Origin of the sequence: Anabaena sp. UHCC 0204 (assembly GCF_009711975.1) — a bacterium.
In the GTDB taxonomy this organism is placed as follows: Bacteria; Cyanobacteriota; Cyanobacteriia; order Cyanobacteriales; family Nostocaceae; genus Dolichospermum.
This window is the reverse complement of the sequence record NZ_VIKW01000002.1, coordinates 111,849-130,305: the sequence shown is the minus strand read 5'-3', so window position 1 is coordinate 130,305 and position 18,457 is coordinate 111,849. Positions and strand designations below refer to the sequence as shown.

The following is an 18,457-nucleotide window of genomic DNA, read 5'->3' as shown; positions in this document are numbered from 1 at the left end:
TAATCAAACCCCGCAGTCAAATGATTAGCATAGAATATGCAAGAAGGAAGCTTTATTTGGAGTCATCTAGAAAAACAGCACCGTGTGGTTGAGAAAAAGATGGATTGGCTATGGCTAATAGTCTTACTATTGGCAGCAGTGATACTGTTCAGCATCAATCTTGGTGGCTTACCCTTACAAGATGGTGAGGAGGGAACGATCGCACGGGTAGCACGGGAAATTTGGCAAGCCCCCCCAGGTTCTATGCGTTGGCTTTACCCAACATTGGGTGGTGAACCATATCATCACAGCCCACCGCTAATCCACTGGTTAATCGCTGGGGCTTATGCCATAGGTGGTGTCAATGAATGGACAACTCGCCTACCTAGTGCTATTTTGACAGCAAGTTCTGTCCCCTTGCTATATTGCATTGGACGAGAAATATTTCGGCAACGTTGGGCTGCTATTTATAGTTCTTGGATTTATCTGACAATGCTACCTGTTGTCCGTTATGGTAGGTTGGCATTGTTTGATGGTGTGGTTGTCAGTTTTTTAATATTGATGATCTGGTTTTTGTTGCGATCGCGCCGTGATTTACGTTATTGCTTGGGTGTAGGTCTGAGTTTTGGCTTAATTTGTCTAACTCAAGGGATGATGGGTATTTATTTAGGCGCGGTTGTCTTAGTATTTCTCTATTGGGATACACCCAGATTACTGACTTGTTATTATTTCTGGATGGCCATTTTTATTGGTTGTCTACCTGTATTTTTTTGGTACGGGTTTCAGCTATTACACTATGGTTATCCCTTCAGCCAAATTGATGTCAATACATCTTTACCCAAGATGGCAACTATTACTAAAGACGCTTCAGAACCATCTTGGTATTATCTTCTAGAAATTTGCAAGTGGACATGGCCTTGGCTGATATTTTTACCCCAAACTATCCGCATTACCTGGGAAAATAATAATTTAAGTTGGGCAAAATTACTAATTGTTTGGTGTGGTGTTTATCTATTAATCATTTCCCTAATTAGCGTCAAATTTCCCTGGTATATTCTCCCAATTTATCCTAGCTTGGCATTAGCATTTGGGTTTCAGTTGGCAGAGATGGAAAATGCACCTTCATTTTCTGGATATCCCCGTGCTTGGGTAACAAGTTTAGCTATATTGGCGGTAGTTGCTTCCGCGGGGAGTATTTATTTTAGTTGGCGGACTTTAGCTAAAGCCGAGTTACAGATAATTTTTGCAACTGTGGCGTTAACTATGACTTTAGCCGCAATTTTAGCAGAACGAGGAGATAGGCAATTTCTCAAAGTTTTAATTTGGGGAAGTTATCTTTCCTTATTCCTGCTCATGAGATCCAATTACTGGATTTGGGAATTAAATACAGCCTATCCCGTTAAACCAGTAGCAGCAATGATAGCTAAAACGAACCCAGCAGTTCAGGAAATCTATACATCTTTTCCCTACCATCGTCCTGCTTTGGATTTTTATAGCGATCGCACTATCATTCCTGTTTCTACTGGTGATCTGGAATATTTTTGGCAGTATCATAGCCAACCTTACTTTCTCATCAACAAATCTACCTTAAAAAACCTACAAATTAAATCTATTAAAGTAGTAGATCAAGTAGAAGATTGGCAATTAATTACCAAAGACAGCAAACATTTGTAAACTATCTACACTGTACCGTCAGGTACAGTGTAAGTAGGCGAACAGAAAAATTTAAAAGGTATCTAAAACTCTTTCCCCCTGCTCCCTGCTCCCCTGCTTCTTTTGACCCTCCCCTTCTTGCTGTTTTAATGATTATCTTTTTTTATACTTTCAATTTTCAAAATCTCTTGGCGATCGTAACTCATATTATCTTGAGTCATAGTGACAATAGTCAAAAAAATAGCACTTCCCACAGCTAAGGACAATAGAGGACGCTTAATGAAAATAAAATCCCTGATTATTCTCGCTAAAGGTCGGCTTTGACGACGTAAAGCCGAAGAAATAATCATTTGTCTCCAAATAAATGGATCACGCACATAGTGTCCACTTTGACAAACAACTAACTTTTCTTGACAATAAGGACAGGTAAACAAACCAATATAACTCTTAATTGGCATTGTTCTATTATTTCTTTGACAAATTGGGCAAGTAACATAACGATTATCAAAGGTATTTGTACTCATCTAGCTCGTCCGCCTAGTCCATTTATTCACTTTAACAATATCTGTATTGAATTTTACTAAAAAATCACCAACCCTGCTACAGCCTTCCATATTTATAGCAGGTGATCAGGCTGAAAGTGTATTTGTGTCTAATTTTTATTCATACTTACAGCTTGTCAACTATTAAAAACCCGCAAAAAGCTGGTATCGCCTACTTTTTAAATTTTTAATTATTAATTCTAGCCTGTGGTACTAAGTAGGTGAACAGACAAATTTAAAGGTATGCGAGGAAAAGTAAAATCGCCCAAAACTCTCTTCCTGTTCCCTGTTCCCTGTTCCCTGTTCCCTGTTCCCTTGCCCCAACGACAATTTTTAACGCCCACCTACTTAGCTTTAAACCGAGGAGTATTGACTCGGACAATATACCTTGCCTAACTAGCAATTTACCCCACAATTGGGTAAAAATATGTAACATTCAAACTAATTTGATCCTGCTATTTATTAATCAAGCATTTATTCTCATAATGAACCACAATTAAAAATAACAGCTAAAAAAATAGAATTTTTCCCCCATTTACCCCATTTATCAATGACTATCTTGCCTCCTGTACCACAGAGCAAGGTCAGGGAATCCCCTGCTTTTCCCACACCTTCCCTGCGGTTGACTCCATTAATTAATCGTTTTCAGCCTTCCCCAGAAACAGTAGTGTTATTTTTAGCCATTTTAATTGGCGGTAGTACAGGTATGGGGATAGTTACCTTTCACTATTTAATCCAGCTAATTAACAACTTCATGCTGGAAAATTTCATGGGACAGATTGGTGTTTGGGGTGCTTGGACTTTAGCGGCTGTTCCCACTCTAGGTGGAATCATTGTTGGCCTCATGCGTTGGCGCACTCAAGATTTTGGACCGGGACTTTCATCTCTCATAGCGGTTTCTCAAGGGAAAGAAGCAAAGAAACCATTAAGACCAGTCACAAAAATGATTGCTGCGGCTGTTTCTTTAGGTAGTGGTGCATCTTTAGGACCAGAAGGACCAAGTGTAGAAATTGGTACTAATTTTGGAGTGTTGTTGTCTGATATATTACAAGTTTCTCAAGAACGTCAGCGGTTACTTTTGGGTGCTGGGGCGGCTGCTGGTTTAGCGGCTGGTTTTAATGCTCCCATTGCTGGAGTATTTTTTGCCTTAGAAGTAGTTATGGGGACTACATATTTTGCCACTTCGGCTGTGAGCGTAGTATTGCTGGCCGCTGTAGTAGCTGCTTTAATTGCTCAAATTGGCTTGGGTTCACAACCAGCTTTTGCCTTACCTGCTTATCAAGTTCGTAGTTACTTAGAATTACCGCTTTATCTTGGTTTAGGTTTAGGTGCAAGTTTAATTGCTTTGACTTATACTGAATCAATTCGTTTAGCTAAAGCTGGTTTTGCGGGAAATTTACCAGGATTAAAGTTACTAGGTAAAATTCCTCAGTCAATTCAGCCCATTATTGGTGGTGTAATTATTGGTACTGTCAGTTGGCGCTATCCGCAAATCTTGGGTATTGGCTATGATACTGTCCAAGCAATGCTACAGGATGAGGATTTTTCCCTAAATCTATTACTAATATTACTGGTTTTAAAACTGCTGATGACAGCAGTAAGTTCAGGTAGTGGTTTTGTTGGTGGATTATTTGCCCCAGCTATGTTTTTAGGTGCGTCCTTTGGGTCTGCTTATGCTAAATTTCTGACTTTGGTAGCACCAGCGATTGGGGAATATATGGCTGCCCCTCCAGCCTATGCAATGGTAGGTATGGCAGCGGTTTTAGCAGCTAGTGTGAGAGCGCCATTAACAGCAATTTTAATGTTATTTGAATTAACCCGCGATTACCGGATTGTTTTACCTTTAATGGCCGCAGTAGGTTTAAGTGTTTGGCTAGTGGAACGAATTAAGCCAACTGTAGATGCTAATGCCAATCTGCAACAGATTGGTTTACCAGAGTTAAAAGATGAAAAGGTGGAAATGTGGCAGCAACTGTTAGTAGCAGATGCTATGCACACTTGTCCGAAAAAATTATCAGCAACTCTAGGAGTTGTAGAAGCTGCGGTAGAAATGACCAAAGAACGGACACGCAGTGCTTTAATTATTGATGATGATACTGCAAAGTTAGTGGGAATTCTTTCCTTAGAAGATATTAAGCGGACTCTTTCTCTATGGGAAAATTATCCTAATACATCTACTGAAATTCAGGATCATTTATTTAATCAAAAGCTGATAGATATTTGTACTACTGATATTCTCTATGCTTGGGAAAATGAACCCTTATCGGAGGCTTTAGACCGCATGGCATTACGTGGTTTACATCAATTACCAGTTGTGTCTAGAGACAATCCTGATTTTATTCTGGGTTTATTAGAAAGAGAGCAAATTGAATTAACCTGTAATTTAACAGCAATCACTAAGACACTACATCACTATTTACCAATTCTACCAACTACCGAATATATAGAAGAAATTGGTAATTGGTAATTGGTCAGTGGCCAGTATTCAGCCGTCAGAGGTAAAACTAAACCACTGACAACTGACAACTCACAACTGACTAATGAATATTTATTTAAGCTGTAGCTTCTACTTCGGCAGTTTCTAGTGATTCTGCATCTATTTGCCGGAGTCGAATGTGCTTTTTCCCTAAAGTAATGACAAACTCATCACCGGGTTTCAGATTCATCTGTTTTGTATAAGCTGAACCGATTAGCAAGTTACCGTTTTGTTGCACACTAATTCTATAGCTGGCACTGCGTCCACCACGTCCGTTAGCACTGGGTGAACTATCCAACTGAATACCTTCGGCATCAATTAAGGCATTCAAGAATTTCATCATATTGACGCGCTCTATACCATTTTTGGTAACAGTATAGTAGCCACACTGTTTAGCTTTTTCGTCTTTGCTGAGGGCTTCTAGCTCTTTAACTTTTTTGAGCAGTTCTTCACCGACTAGGGGTTCAATTTTTTTCTGTTTAGGCATCAACTTAGGTCGAAAATGAATTTTTGAAGTTGTTGAGTGGATTTTATTTTAGCTGACATTGAGCTAACAAGAACAGAATCCTTTAGTTTTTTATATCAGCCTAGCCAAGTATATTACACTCATAGACAAAATTGTTGCACTATTATCAATATTGTCAAGAAATTATATGAAATAGAATTATGATCATGCTGATAGCTACGATAGATAGATTGTCAATTCCTGCTAGACTCAATACAACTTGGTGAAGAATTGGTAATTAGTAAGTTAGTTGGGGAAAAGGTTAAAGGTTTTTCTTGCCCTTTCCTCTTCCCCCTTTGTGGACAGTATGAGAGCAGTATTGTCTGCCGATGGGATTTTGGAAATTACTCATAAAAGCAGAAAATAGGGAAAAGTGATGAGGGGCATCAAAAAAATTATGATAACTGCAATATGAAACTAACGACGAGGGGACACTACAGTGTGAAAGCATTGCTAGATTTGAGTTTACGTCCCAAATATGGACCTGAATCTGTCAGAGCGATCGCCAAACGTCAAGATATTCCTGCACCCTATCTAGAAAAACTACTAATAGAAATGCGTCGGGCAGGATTGGTGACTTCTATTCGTGGTAGCGTCGGTGGATACCAATTAGCAAAAAAACCTGCACAAATATCTATTGGCCAAATTTTAGAGGCTGTTGGTGAAAATATCACTAATTTACCTCTAAATAATCCTACACCTGCTCAAACAGAAGATTGGGTAACATTCACTTTGTGGCAGAGACTTAACCAAAAACTCAAAGAAGCTTTATTCAGTATCACTCTGGCTGACCTTTATTATGACGCTCGTAGTTGGCAAGCCTCTTTAGGTGAAGAAGCCAATTTTGTGGTTTAGTCATCAGTTCAGCATCAATCATCATCTAAAAGACAAAAAATCAAGAACAAATGAGATCCGCCGCTTTGGTTTTAGTTTTGGCTGCATTTTTAGATTATTTAATAGGAGATCCTTGGAATTGGCCTCATCCGGTACGAGTCATGGGTGGAGTAATTTCTCGGTTGAGTAAATTAGCCCTGCAATATTGTCAAAATTCTCTCACTCAGCGTCTGGCCGGAATTGTCATTGCCATGATTTTAATGATTGGTAGTGCTTTAGTTGGCTGGGTAATAATTCAAAGTGCCAAATGGATACATCCATTCTTAGGAATCGCTATAGAAAGCATTCTTTTAGCTAGTTGTTTTGCACTCAAGAGTTTACGAGATGCAGCAACGGAGGTTATTAAACCCTTAATCTTAGGAGAATTAACACAAGCTCGACAAGTTTTAAGTAATTATGTTGGTAGAGATACAGCCAATCTTTCAGCAGCAGAAGTTTTACGAGCAATCTTGGAAACTGTAACAGAAAATGCTACCGATGGAGTCATGGCTCCTCTTTTTTATGCCATTATCGGTGCGTTTATACCTGTAATTGGTTCTGCTCCTTTAGCTTTAGCATATAAAGCTAGTAGCACTCTAGATTCTATGATTGGTTATAAGGAAGCACCTTACACCGATATTGGTTGGTTTAGTGCGCGATGGGAAGATTGTTTTACTTGGTTGCCTTGTAGATTAACAGTGATAACTCTATCGTTACTATCCTTGAAACCTTTAAATGTCTGGCGAATTTGCCGCCGGGATGCCATTAAAGATCCAAGTCCCAATTCTGGTTGGAGTGAATGTGCCTATGCTGCGGTTTTAGGTGTGCAAATGGGAGGAATAAATTGGTATCGTGGAGTAGCTAAAGATAAACCACTTTTAGGAGATGCTATTTATCCCATAACTCCTGATTCTATTGATAAAGCTTTACAATTAACTCGATATGCGTTTTTACTATGGTTAGGATTAGCAATATTTTTAATTTGTTAGTTGTCAGTTGTTAGTTGTCAGTTGTCAGTTGTCAGTTGTCAGTTGTCAGTTGTCAGTTGTCAGTTGCAAAAGAAGATTTTTCTCCTCTGCTCCCCTGCTCCCCTGCTCCCCTGCTCCCCTGCTCCCTGCTCCCCGCTCCCTGCTCCCTATTCCCTAACCTTATGTCTACCAAAGTAGTTGAAATTCTTTCATCAGAAGAACTGCGTCGAACCTTGACTCGTATAGCTTCTCAGATTATCGAAAGAACGCGAGATTTATCTCAGTTGTTGCTGCTGGGTATTCATACTAGAGGAGTACCTTTAGCTAATTCATTGGCACGTCAAATAGAAATTCTTGAAGATGTCAGGGTTTCTGTAGGCGCGTTGGATATTACATTTTATCGTGATGATCTTGACAAAATAGGTTTAAGAACTCCAGCCAAAACTGAAATTCCTTTTGATCTGACAGGAAAAACTGTTGTATTGGTAGATGATGTCATTTTTAAAGGAAGAACAATTCGTGCTGCTCTAAATGCAGTGAATGAGTATGGTAGGCCAGAAGTCATTCGTTTAGCTGTATTAGTAGATAGGGGTCATCGAGAGTTACCAATTCACCCTGATTTTGTCGGTAAAAAATTACCTACAGCCAAAGAAGAGATTGTCAAAGTATATCTACAAAATAGCGACGGAAGAGATGCAGTTGAGTTGATTAGCACCTAATTAACAATTGACAATTGACAATTGACAACTAAGAACGCTTAATAACCCAGGTTCAAGACTATTCTTCTTCCTACTGACTCCTGTAGGGGCGAAGCATTCGGGCGACAAATTCTCGGTTTTTCCCCAAGTTCATTTTCCGAATGCTTCGCCCTTAGGAACTTCCAAATAAAAAAACACTCAAACCCTTATTCCTCTGTGTCCTCTGCGCCTCTGCGGTATGGCTAACGCCACGCTTCGCGTTAGCCATACGTTAATCTGTATAATTTATTTCTTGGAAGTCCCCTACACCGAATGCCTCCTCACAGGTAGATATTGCCAGACATGAAAAAACCCGGCTTTACCGGGCAGATGTACTGTTTTTCGAGTGTTGTTAACTAATGATAATTATTGGTTTATTTCACAAGTTAAAGGACAAGCTGCATAAACAGTTGTTTGTGATTTTTCTGCCTCACCATGTAGCCAGCTTAACCATTTTACCTGTTTAGGATGAATACCTTTAGCGGTAAGCACGCCAGCAGCAATTAATACTGCCATAACATTAAACATTATTAAACCACCTGCCACAACTAGCACTGCACTAGCAGGCATAACAGATTGCAACACAATTGATAACAGACATCCAACCGTAGCCATTAGAACAACCAATGGAAAGCCGACAACTAACAGGCACACTGCCAATGTAAATGTCCAAATTAAAAAGCTTCTCATTATTAATAAGGAGTGCGTCTTAGCGAGATTAGAGCTTTGAGCCGAAACCATGACTTTTCCTCCCAATACACAGCAAGTTTAAATTTTCAGTTGTTTATCGCTCGCAAGCGAATTAACTGATTTTGTTTCAGTGAAATTCAGTATATAAAACTCTAGCGCCAAAATGAGCATTTCTTAACTAAACTTTACAGTTAATTTTTTGTCCTTATGAATGAGAACCCACATATACCCACAGGCATGGAACTGAGTTTTGGTATATGTCTTTAGGAATATAGACTAATGATAGAAGAGACTCAAAATCTTATTTGCACATCTTGACTTCCCAGATGCTTAACATTTCTTATAAAAAACTGGATTGATTCTCATAATTCCTGGAGAGGTAATCAGTAATTGCTAATTTTCTGCATTTCCTTATCCATATAGATTCAATTACTTATATAATTAATTACAGAGATTTTGTAGATCCTGCACGGAAGACTAAGGATAGTATATGTGTGTTAAACAAGATATATTGGTCAATAAATGACTAAAAACACTGTATAAATACTAGGAATTACACACTACCATGTAAATTGATCCTCAATTTTGGCTGTTTTTCATAGTTTTATGCTGTTTTCATCAGATTTTTCCCAAATTAGCAATAACTTAAATTACCAATTAAATTTTCCATCTACCAACAGTGAAAATATATGACAGAACCACAAACACGCAGAATGCCGCCACCACCGCCACCGCTACCGACATCAACATCACAGTTACCAACTGCACAGCGTCAAGGGGCAAAAAATTTAGAAGAGAATGCTCCAGCCGCAACAATGACTCTACCTGTAGGAATGAGTCCACTTGGAGCGCCACCAGCACCACCACCATCTAGTCCCTCTGTTTCTAGAAACAAGCCTTCAGCCCTGACTTTGGCGAACCTTGTCCAAGAAGCATTTGATCAGGGTTATTCTGACGTTCACGTGGGAGTAGGCGAAATCCCCCGCTTTCGTAGTCGGGGGGAGATTCAAACTACAACTTATCCCGAAACTGATAAAGTGACTTTTATGAGTTGGTTGCGGGAGATTCTCACTGATGCGGAAATCCAAAGGTTTCAAGAACAGCTAGAATTTGATGGTGCGACTCAGTACGAATTTGCACGGGTACGGATTAATGTGTTTGATTCCTTGCGTGGTTATGCAATGGTACTCCGGTTAATTCCCCTGAAAATTCTGTCTATGGAGCAGTTGCGTTTACCACCGATATTTCGAGATATTTGTCATCATCACAAAGGTTTAATTTTGGTGACAGGTCCAACTGGTTCAGGTAAATCAACAACAATGGCGGCGATGGTTGATTATATCAATCGGGAGATGGCTAAACATATTATTACAATTGAAGATCCAGTAGAATTTGTTCACCAAAGCCGTAAGTCTCTAGTCAAACAACGGGAAGTGGGAATGCACACCCGCAAATTTGATAACGCCTTAAAAGCAGCTTTGCGGGAAGATCCAGATTTGATTCTGGTGGGGGAAATGCGGGATAAAGAAACCGTGAATACGGCTCTCAAAGCAGCGCAAACAGGTCACTTGGTGATGGGAACTCTGCACACCAATAGTGCGGTAAAAACTATTGAACGGATTCTCAATTTGTATTCAGGCGAAGAACAAGATGCTATGCGCGTCGCACTGGCAGAATCTTTAGTAGCGGTAATTGCTCAAGGTTTGTGTCGGACTACAGATGGTAAACGGGCGGCTTTCCATGACGTTCTTATTAATACTGAAGCTGTGAAAGAATGGGTAAAAGATGGTAAGTATGATGAAATTGGTGAGTTAATGAAACAAGCCGGTTTTGATGGCATGGTAACAATGAATCAGTCATTACTGAATCTCTACCAAGAAGGCCGAATTACCGAAGAAACGGCTTTGGAAATGTCCCCAACTCCGAATGAAATGGCGCAATTCCTCAGAGGTCGTGTTTAATGGATAATAGGTAATTGATAATTGATAGTTGTCAATTGTCAATTGTCAATTGTCAATTGTTCCCTGCTCCTGTGACTAAGTTGAATTTAGACAAACTATCTAAACCCCAGTTGTTCAAAGGTATTGCCTTGTTTACGCCTGGAGGGGATTTAATTTATTGTATTGATCCTAGTAAACAAGGACGATGGCATTTACATTTGTGTGCGGCTTTACAGGAAATTCTGGATTTACCAGAGCCGCCACATTTTTTAGTTCCTTGTTATACTGCAACTATTGATCATTGGTTAAATCCTCGGACTCAACAAGTACAAATTTTTGCGGAAGCTTATCCAGCGGTGGTTCGTCATCAAGCTGTGTTGAATGCGATTTTTGGGACAGGGGATTTAGTGTGGCAATCAGCACCTTGGCAGGATGGATTGTGCGATCGCTTGGTATTATCAACTTATCGAACTACATTTCCTCAGCTTTGGGAAGATCATGATTTAATTGTGCGTCTGGATTTAGCTGATTCTCCCTCACAGTACCAACAACCAGTGATCAATACACAACCAACACCACAAAATATCCAAGGTCCGCCAGGCTATGTTCTGCGCTTATTTGTGGCTGGCCATAGTGCGACTACAGAAAAAATTTTACAAAACTTGCATGAATCATTAGAGCGATCGCTAGGATATCCTTATACTCTGAAAGTTATTGATGTTCTCACCAATCCAGAACAGGCGGAAATTGATCAAGTTTCGGCTACTCCAACTTTAGTTAAAGTATGGCCTCATCCAATTCGGCGCATGGTTGGTAATTTAGATAATATGGATAAACTATTGCAAATGTTAGCAGGACAGTGAATAAATCTGTAGCTGTCAAATTCACATTTGGGTTCTGTGACTGCTACAGAATCAAATCTGTAAGCATCAGCATTTGTGGGTGGATTTGTCAATAGTTGAAATAGCAAAGATGGATATTGTTGGAATAGTTTGTAAAAGATTGAATCTCGACGCATAAAGAATTTTATGTATTACTTAAGAAAGATTATATCCGTAATGAGTTAACTTTTTGAGACAATTTGCGTTTTATTAGCATAATTTACCCGTAAAAACAAGAAACAATAAGAAATATGTAAAAGCGTGGCTTCCGTATTTTCACTGTTTGTATAATCCTTTGTGTCAAGAGAAAATCTACGGTAGTGGATTTAATCAGGTGCGGAGTAAAAGCCAATGGATTCTCAAACGCTGAAGCCGAATGTCCAAGATTTGCAAAGTGATGTTATTGACCTATTAGAGCAAATCAGTTTGCTGATGAATCGTGCTAGTACAGCACTGAGTTCTGATGTTGCTAGTCAAAAATATGCTGAATTTGAGCAGCAAGTAAAACAAGAAGTTGAGAAAGTCAAAAACCTTGAGTTAAGAATGGCAATTGTAGCACCGATGAAAGCGGGTAAGTCAACGATCACAAATGCCATTATCGGACAGGATATTTTACCAAGTCGTAATTCTGCCATGACGACGCTGCCCACAGAAATTATTTTTGATGCTGGGTTGCAAGAACCAATTTTAACTTTAAGTCGCGAAATAGTAACAGTTTTTCAAGAGACTTTATTGGCTTTGCGGAAGCAAATTAATGAGATGGGACTTGAAAAAGCACAAGAAAAGCTGGCTCAATATCCTCATTTACAAATAATGCCAAAATTGATTCAAAAAGCTTTAGTAGAATCAGTTCCCCACAAATCGGAAGGACGCAAAAATATTGCTCTCACCTTAACAAGTTTAAATGATATTGTCCGGTTATGCAGTATTATTTGCCCCAGTGTAGATCCACTTCAATCTTTAACAGAAGTTCCCCGGATTCGTACTCCTTTTTGGCTTTCTCAAACAAATCAGCAATCAGAAACTTTAGGTAAATTAGTAATTGTAGATACTCCTGGACCAAATGAAGCAGGAGAAAATCTGCGACTTCAAGCTGTAGTTGCTGAACAACTCCGTAAAAGTTCAATGGTGTTGATAGTTTTAGATTTCACACAGTTGAAAAATGAAGCCGCAGAGAAAGTAAAAAAAGATGTTGAAAGAGTCATAGACTTACGAGGTAAAGAAAGTTTATATGTCTTAATTAATAAAGTAGATCAGCGTCGAGATGGTGACATGAAACCAGAACAGGTACAACAGTTTGTTGCTGCTGAATTTGGGATTGGTAACGTTGGTGATATAAATCGAGTATTTGAAATATCAGCTAGACGTGCTTTTACTTCTGCTAATTTTTTAATGGAATTACAACAACGTCCAGATGTTGAAGTTAGTAAATTGGAAACATCAAGTTCTCTTGCTCAAGAAGTATTTGGTATTGATTGGGAAGAAGATCTAAAAGAAGCAGCAGTAGAAGAGTTAATAAAGAAAGCTGAAAAATTGTGGAAAAAATCAGGATTTGATCCTTTTTTAAATGGTGCAATTAATGCTTTAATGGCGGAAGCCGCACCACGTTGTATAGAATCTGCGCTCAAAATTTCTCTTGCTCGACTTGCAGAACTACAAGATGATGTACAACTTCGCAGAAGTGCTATGGCACAAGATGAAGAGAAAGTTAAATTTGAAGTTACAGCACTAGAAACAGATTTGCAATCACTAGAAGATTGTCGTCAACGATTACAGGAGGTAGATAACATTAAAACTAACCTCTATCAACAACTTAATAAAATATTGGAAACTCTGAAGCAAAAGGCTACTGTCAGTCTTGAAAGTTCTTTTATTGAAGAAGAATATCAACGGGCAGATTTAGTAAAAAAAGGGGGTATGGTAGCGACCAATTTTTTTAATTTGATTTCTAAACGATTCAATTCTCAGATCAAGCCAACAGGTAGTGGTGTAATTGAATTTAATAGTTTGAGAGAAGCGGAAGATTTTGCAGAACAAGCTATAGCTTATCCTAAACAGAGAATAGATATGCTACTAGATGATGTGCGTGAACAAGTAAGAAAGATAACTGAAAAATCACGACTTAAATTAACAAATTTTTTGATACAAGAAACTCAGCCTATTATTGACCGAGCGCGTCAACGATTAAATGAAGCTTTTGAGATAAATTTATCATTACCAACATTAACTATTGATTCTGAGGATATTGATTTTGGTAAAGTGAGAGTCAACAGTAATACTCGATGGTTAGATCAGGGATATGAAAATAAAGTAGTTGAAAAAAGAAAATTTACACATTGGTTGTTTTTAGTTCCCAAAAAAGAAACAATTAGAGTTAAACGTCCTGATAAAAAGGAGGATTATTATACTGTTTCTCTCCAAGAGATAATTGATCAATCTAGTGAATCCATTGATCAAAGTGTCAGAAATATCAAACAAGGCATTAATCAATATTTAGATGAAGACTTTAAACAGCGAGTTTCTATCTTTTTTAATGATCTTGATATTTACTTGAGTAACTACCGTGAAAGTTTGATTCAATCACAGCAAGACCAAAAATTACAAGTTGAGGAAAAAGAAAAATTAGTGACTGAACTTGATTATTTATTTGCAGAAGCAAAAGAAAAAAATAAAAATGCTGCTGCTCGTTTAGAATTTGCAAGTGATTTAATAAGGAATAAGCAATGAGTAATCTTTTCTATCCTCAAAATTCAAGTAGTTTAAAACAAAATGCAGGTTTTACAAATCCATCAACTCAAACACTAGAACAACTCCAAAAACGAGTTCCTGTAGTGGGAGATAAAGCCATAATTGACCTAATAAACGGCATCCAAATTAATAAAGATATCATCCGTTATCGCAAAAATAGAGGATGGTTTGGAAACCTAATTTCTCAACTAGATGGAAGTGATCATAAACGCCAACTTTTGTTAGATGGTAACTTAATAGCAGGACAAGAAGCACTATCAAACTGGGTTTTAGAACTTACAGACTCCTTAAAAATTAGTCAAATTGCCCTAGAAATTACTCAAAACTCATTATTAGAAGCTCGTGATGCTATTCGCAATCAAAAACAAAGATTGCAAACCCAAGAAAACGCAATCATTCAACTGAGTGAACAATTTAATCAATTAGCTCAACAAGTGGGTACAAGACTGAATAATCTTGAGTCACGAGTGCGTAAATTAGAAGTGAGAGTTGCTGCTAACGAAGATTTAGATCATATTGTCACTGCTTGGGCTGCTGGACAAACTTATACAAAACTACCTTGGGCTATACAAATTGCATTATTAGCGCGGGAAGTATTCAGCAGTTCTGTAATTATGTATGAATTAGAAACAGGAGATAAAGATCGTTTTCGGCAATTATTAGTAAATAAAATTCTCGCTCATCATAAGCAATTACCTAGCAGTTTTTTCGGACTTGGTGATTTATTAGATCAATCTTGGGCGACAATGACAAATGATGACAGAGAATTAACTGCTGGCTTATTAGAAATTCGTTCAATTCCCCAACAGAGATTAACAAATATACCCCATTTATTTGTCATTGGTACAACTTTAGAACTAGCAATACTTCCTGAAGAAGTTAGACCAAATAAACCTGCTCAAAGTGCTATTCATCTCTGTCGTCATCAAATTGATAGTATTTCCCGCACCACCGACGCACGGGAATTTATCACCACTATTGTGGAAGAAACCGCAAATGATTGTTTAGCAATAATTAGTAATATCTCTAATTAATAAATATGAAAACCGCTAACCCTACATTTGGACTCGTACTCACCGGTGGAGGTGCAAAAGGAGCATATCAAGCCGGTGCATTAAAATAGTATATCTTATGTTGATTTGAGCGATCGCTAAAGTTTGGTGCAAAAGGAGCATATCAAGCCGGTGCATTAAAATATATTGCTGAACTTGGTTTAGTTCCTCACATCATTGCAGGAACTAGCATAGGCGCTCTTAATGGTGCTGTTTTATCATCCTATCGCCCCTTTCCTCAAGCAGTACAGCACCTAAATCAATTTTGGGAAGAATTAGCCGACGCGAAGATTTTACGCCCCAACACGGGGACAATTCTCCGCACATTGAGTTACACTGCTCAAACTTTTATTCCCACATTTCAGAAATGGATGCTTCATTTTTTAATAGAACAAGGATTATTAAAAGATACTACTGCTATTTTTGATCCTGCACCTATTGAAAAATTGTTAAGAGAAAAAATCCATAGCAACAATTTGAGAAATGGAATTGAATTATGGGTTACAGTATTTCCTTCTTTAAAAATTCCCGGTTTAGGTTATGATTGGTTAATAGATTTTGTTCGCTCCCGTACAGGAACAGATGCTCACTGGCTTTGTGTACAAGATTTTAAAGATGATGAAACCTTATACAATTTGCTTTTAGCTAGTGCTGCTCTTCCTTTAGCATTTCCTAGTCGAGAAGTAAATGGAAAATCCTATGTTGATGGTGGTTTAGCTGATAACGTTCCCTTAAAAGCTTTAGCTGCGCGTGGTTGTACTCATGCAATTATTATTCATCTTAATAATGGAGTAACTTGGAATCGTCATGATTTTCCCGAACAAACCATCATTGAAATTAGACCAGAACAACCAATTAATAAATCAGATATACCAGTTATAGGTTTAGTTGATAGTTGGTTAGACTTCAGTTATGAACGTATTACCGAACTTAAACAATTTGGATATGAAGATGCAAAACGTTGTTTAACTCCCATTATTCAAATTTTTAGTACAATTAAAGAGCAACGTCAAATTCATAATCAATTGATTAATTCAACAGAGCATTTACTCAATGATTTTCATTTATAATCCTTTTGACTCCTGTACAAACTTCTAATTATCATCAAAAAACTTTTTTAGCAACTCTTAATTATGAACTTTACTTGGTTAGATAGCAATAGTTGGTTGATTGAAATTGGTGAACAGCGGATACTAATTGACCCTTGGTTAATTGGTAATTTAACCTTTAATAATTTAGATTGGTTATTTAAAGGTTCTCGTTCTCAGGATCGATCAATACCAGATCATATAAATTTAATTCTACTTTCTCAAGGCTTAGAAGATCACGCACATCCACCCACTTTAAAGCAACTTGATAAAAATATTCCTGTTGTTGCTTCTCCCAATGCAGCCAAAGTAGTAGAACAACTGGGTTATCAACAAATAATCAGCCTCAATCATGGTGAAACTTTCACCTTAAATAATCAAGTAGAAATCAAAGCTTTTCCCGGTTCTCCCATTGGACCAACCTTGTTAGAAAATGGCTATTTGCTCAAAGATTTAGCAAGTAATTCCACATTGTATTATGAACCTCATGGCTATCATTCCCCCCAACTAAAAGAGGTAGCACCCATTGACGTAGTAATTACACCAATTATTGATTTGGGATTACCTGTACTCGGTCCGATTATCAAAGGCATGAATAGCGCCTTAGAAGTGGCAAAATTAGTAAAACCTCAATTTATACTCCCTACCGCAGCAGGAGGGGATATTTTGTTTGAGGGACTGCTGATCAAATTTCTCCAAGCTAGGGGAACAGTGGAAGAATTTCAGACATTATTAGAGAAAAACAATTTAACAACCAAGGTAATCGCCCCTAACCCTGGTGAAAAAGTCAATCTTCAATTAAAAACACTTACCCAAAAGTAAGCTCAAAACTAACCACAGAGATTACGGAAAAATGAGAGTTGACAATGATTTCTGGATAGGTCACAAGAATGTTATCATTTACGATTTAAAGAGTTAATGCAGATGTATCTGTATTAAGTTTTGTGAATATATCAGAAGTTAATCTCTCTATGTTAAGACCTCGTGTTTCCCTAGCTTTAAGTATAGCTACCCTAGCCAGTGGGTTGTTTCTAGCCGCTTGCGAAAATCCTAATCCTTCATCACCTACCGGAAGTAATACTACCAGTAATGCTAAAGGATTAAAAATTGGTAGTTTATTACCAACAACAGGTGACTTGGCTTCCATTGGCCAACAAATGGTAGGTTCAGTTCCCTTACTTGTAGAGACAGTCAATGCTTGTGGGGGTGTGAATGGTGAAAAAGTCAGTTTAGTCGAAGTAGACGACCAAACCGACCCCAAAGCGGGCGCTGCGGGGATGACGAAATTAGCAACTTTAGATAAGGTAGCTGGTGTAGTCGGTTCTTTTGCTAGTAGCGTTTCGACTGCGGCGGTTTCTGTGGCTGTTCCGAATAAGGTGATGCTAATTTCTCCTGGAAGCACTAGCCCCGTATTTACCGACAAAGCTAAAAAAGGCGACTTTCAGGGATATTGGGCGCGGACTGCGCCTCCTGATACTTACCAAGCATTAGCTTTAGCCCAACTTGCTAAACAAAAAGGTTTTAAACGAGTTTCCACAGTAGTGATTAACAATGACTATGGTGTGGGTTTTGAAAAAGCATTTGTGGAAACTTTTGAAAAATTAGGAGGAACAGTAGTTAATAAGGATAAACCTGTTCGCTACGATCCCAAAGCTCAAACTTTTGATACAGAAGCAAATGCTGCCTTTGCTGGAAAACCAGATGCAGTTTTAGGTGTGTTATATGCGGAAACTGGGAGTTTATTTCTCAAAGCTGCTTACCAGCAAGGTGTGACTAAAGGAGTACAGATTTTACTCACAGACGGTGTAAAATCCGCTAGTTTCCCCGAACAAGTAGGTAAAAGTAGTGACGGCAAGTATATTTTATCTGGGGCTATTGGGACAGTCCCTGGTTCTAGCGGTAAAGGGTTAGAAAATTTTAATAAACTTTGGCAAGAGAAAAAAGGTGGTTCACCAGGAGAATACGCACCTCAAGCTTGGGACGCTGCGGCGTTATTGGTATTAGCAGCCCAAGCTGCTAAGGATAATACAGGGGTGGGTATTGCTAGTAAAATTCGGGAAGTATCCACTGGCGATGGTACACCTGTAAGTGATGTCTGTGCAGGATTGAAGCTACTCAAAGAAGGGAAACAGATCAATTACCAAGGCGCAAGCGGTGATGTGGATGTTGATGCTAACGGCGATGTCATTGGTACTTACGATGTCTGGACTGTCGGAGATGACGGTAAAATTAAGGTGATTGATAAGGTTAGTCCTAAGTAGATTGGAAGCAGGGGAGGAATTTTCTTTTTTCCTCTGATATGCTGGGCGCAGACCCTGCGCCCCT

At 38.4% G+C, this 18,457-nt stretch carries 14 protein-coding genes and 2 pseudogenes; 12 read left to right on the top strand and 4 right to left on the bottom strand.

The features are described 5' to 3' along the window. Positions 1 to 36: 36 nt before the first annotated feature. Positions 37 to 1,653: a glycosyltransferase family 39 protein gene (locus FJR04_RS02150; RefSeq protein WP_168491376.1), complete on the top strand. Its 1,617-nt coding sequence runs from the start codon at positions 37 to 39 to the stop codon at positions 1,651 to 1,653. A 125-nt stretch (positions 1,654 to 1,778) separates the two neighbouring features. Here FJR04_RS02150 and FJR04_RS02145 read toward each other — a convergent pair whose 3' ends face one another. Further along, positions 1,779 to 2,156, bottom strand: coding sequence for a hypothetical protein (locus FJR04_RS02145; RefSeq protein ID WP_168491375.1), 378 nt, complete (start codon positions 2,154 to 2,156; stop codon positions 1,779 to 1,781). A 568-nt stretch (positions 2,157 to 2,724) separates the two neighbouring features. Between FJR04_RS02145 and FJR04_RS02140 the strand changes: the two genes are divergently transcribed. After that, positions 2,725 to 4,641, top strand: coding sequence for a chloride channel protein (locus FJR04_RS02140; protein ID WP_168491373.1), 1,917 nt, complete (start codon positions 2,725 to 2,727; stop codon positions 4,639 to 4,641). Positions 4,642 to 4,726: 85 nt separating this feature from the next. Here FJR04_RS02140 and FJR04_RS02135 read toward each other — a convergent pair whose 3' ends face one another. After that, positions 4,727 to 5,137, bottom strand: a complete 411-nt coding sequence (locus FJR04_RS02135) for an AbrB family transcriptional regulator (protein WP_168491371.1) — start codon at positions 5,135 to 5,137, stop codon at positions 4,727 to 4,729. 429 nt (positions 5,138 to 5,566) lie between these two features. On the opposite strand from FJR04_RS02135, the gene FJR04_RS02130 reads away from it, so the two are divergent. The 3 genes from FJR04_RS02130 (at position 5,567) to pyrR (ending at position 7,715) form a co-directional block, all read left to right on the top strand. After that, positions 5,567 to 6,010 carry an Rrf2 family transcriptional regulator gene (locus FJR04_RS02130; protein ID WP_168491370.1) on the top strand — a complete coding sequence of 148 codons (444 nt, stop codon included), beginning with the start codon at positions 5,567 to 5,569 and terminating at the stop codon, positions 6,008 to 6,010. 50 nt (positions 6,011 to 6,060) lie between these two features. Next, the gene (gene cbiB, locus FJR04_RS02125) at positions 6,061 to 7,017 is read left to right on the top strand and encodes an adenosylcobinamide-phosphate synthase CbiB (protein WP_168491368.1); all 957 of its coding nucleotides are present in this window, start codon (positions 6,061 to 6,063) and stop codon (positions 7,015 to 7,017) included. 161 nt (positions 7,018 to 7,178) lie between these two features. Next, positions 7,179 to 7,715 carry a bifunctional pyr operon transcriptional regulator/uracil phosphoribosyltransferase PyrR gene (pyrR, locus tag FJR04_RS02120; RefSeq protein ID WP_168491367.1) on the top strand — a complete coding sequence of 179 codons (537 nt, stop codon included), beginning with the start codon at positions 7,179 to 7,181 and terminating at the stop codon, positions 7,713 to 7,715. Positions 7,716 to 8,099: 384 nt separating this feature from the next. Here pyrR and FJR04_RS02115 read toward each other — a convergent pair whose 3' ends face one another. Continuing rightward, positions 8,100 to 8,474 carry a hypothetical protein gene (locus FJR04_RS02115; protein ID WP_168491365.1) on the bottom strand — a complete coding sequence of 125 codons (375 nt, stop codon included), beginning with the start codon at positions 8,472 to 8,474 and terminating at the stop codon, positions 8,100 to 8,102. A 638-nt stretch (positions 8,475 to 9,112) separates the two neighbouring features. On the opposite strand from FJR04_RS02115, the gene FJR04_RS02110 reads away from it, so the two are divergent. After that, complete coding sequence (locus FJR04_RS02110; RefSeq protein WP_168491364.1) at positions 9,113 to 10,384, top strand: type IV pilus twitching motility protein PilT; 1,272 nt, start codon at positions 9,113 to 9,115, stop codon at positions 10,382 to 10,384. Positions 10,385 to 10,455: 71 nt separating this feature from the next. Next, entirely contained in the window at positions 10,456 to 11,226 is a 771-nt protein-coding gene (locus tag FJR04_RS02105; RefSeq protein ID WP_168491362.1) for a circadian clock KaiB family protein, read from the top strand. A 14-nt stretch (positions 11,227 to 11,240) separates the two neighbouring features. Here the strand turns inward: FJR04_RS02105 and FJR04_RS02100 are convergent. Further along, positions 11,241 to 11,381 (bottom strand): annotated as a pseudogene (locus FJR04_RS02100) (DUF2887 domain-containing protein); the annotation flags it as partial. A gap of 214 nt (positions 11,382 to 11,595) precedes the next feature. On the opposite strand from FJR04_RS02100, the gene FJR04_RS02095 reads away from it, so the two are divergent. From FJR04_RS02095 to FJR04_RS02075, 5 genes and pseudogenes are all read left to right on the top strand, one after another. Beyond that, complete coding sequence (locus FJR04_RS02095) at positions 11,596 to 13,971, top strand: dynamin family protein (RefSeq protein WP_168491360.1); 2,376 nt, start codon at positions 11,596 to 11,598, stop codon at positions 13,969 to 13,971. After that, positions 13,968 to 15,026, top strand: a complete 1,059-nt coding sequence (locus FJR04_RS02090) for a diguanylate cyclase regulator RdcB family protein (RefSeq protein WP_168491358.1) — start codon at positions 13,968 to 13,970, stop codon at positions 15,024 to 15,026. The genes FJR04_RS02095 and FJR04_RS02090 overlap by 4 nt, the downstream gene beginning before the upstream one ends. 137 nt (positions 15,027 to 15,163) lie before the next feature. Beyond that, positions 15,164 to 16,114 (top strand): annotated as a pseudogene (locus FJR04_RS26015) (patatin-like phospholipase family protein); the annotation flags it as partial. A gap of 63 nt (positions 16,115 to 16,177) precedes the next feature. Beyond that, positions 16,178 to 16,954, top strand: coding sequence for an MBL fold metallo-hydrolase (locus tag FJR04_RS02080; protein ID WP_168491357.1), 777 nt, complete (start codon positions 16,178 to 16,180; stop codon positions 16,952 to 16,954). Between the two features lie 149 nt (positions 16,955 to 17,103). Next, positions 17,104 to 18,393 (top strand): ABC transporter substrate-binding protein, encoded by a 1,290-nt coding sequence (locus FJR04_RS02075; RefSeq protein ID WP_168491657.1) that lies wholly within the window; start codon positions 17,104 to 17,106, stop codon positions 18,391 to 18,393. Positions 18,394 to 18,457: the final 64 nt, after the last annotated feature.